The sequence below is a fragment of the Psychrobacter sp. TB55-MNA-CIBAN-0194 genome (genome assembly GCF_040309505.1).
GTDB classification, from domain to species: Bacteria; Pseudomonadota; Gammaproteobacteria; order Pseudomonadales; family Moraxellaceae; genus Psychrobacter; species Psychrobacter fozii.
In genome coordinates this window covers 1-258 of the sequence record NZ_JBEOOW010000489.1, presented here as the reverse complement: position 1 = coordinate 258, position 258 = coordinate 1, and the positions used below count along the sequence as shown (strand labels likewise).

1 protein-coding gene is annotated in these 258 nt (G+C 64.7%); it reads left to right on the top strand.

Annotation, left to right across the window (positions count from 1 at the left end; translation table 11 throughout):
• A partial coding sequence (locus AAEY75_RS16015; protein WP_352260150.1) for a hypothetical protein occupies positions 1 to 181 on the top strand: 181 nt, incomplete at its 5' end.
• Between the last annotated feature and the right edge of the window lie 77 nt (positions 182 to 258).

Here is a 258-nt window from a genome sequence, read left to right as displayed (position 1 = left end):
CGGTACGCGTGAACGCGACCACGATCTGTCGGGCCTCACGGTGCCGCTGCGTTCGCATGGCGGCGTGTCGGAGCAGGAGGTGCCGCTGCTGTTCAATCGCCGTATCGAGCGGGACGATCCCGCACGTCGCCCGCGTAACTTCGACGTGTTCGATTTCGTGTTGAACCGGATCGCGACATGATGGCTCATCCGCGGCAAGATCATCCGTCGTTTCGTGCCGAAGCGTTGCGTTGGTGCGGCACGCGCGCGATGCGCGAG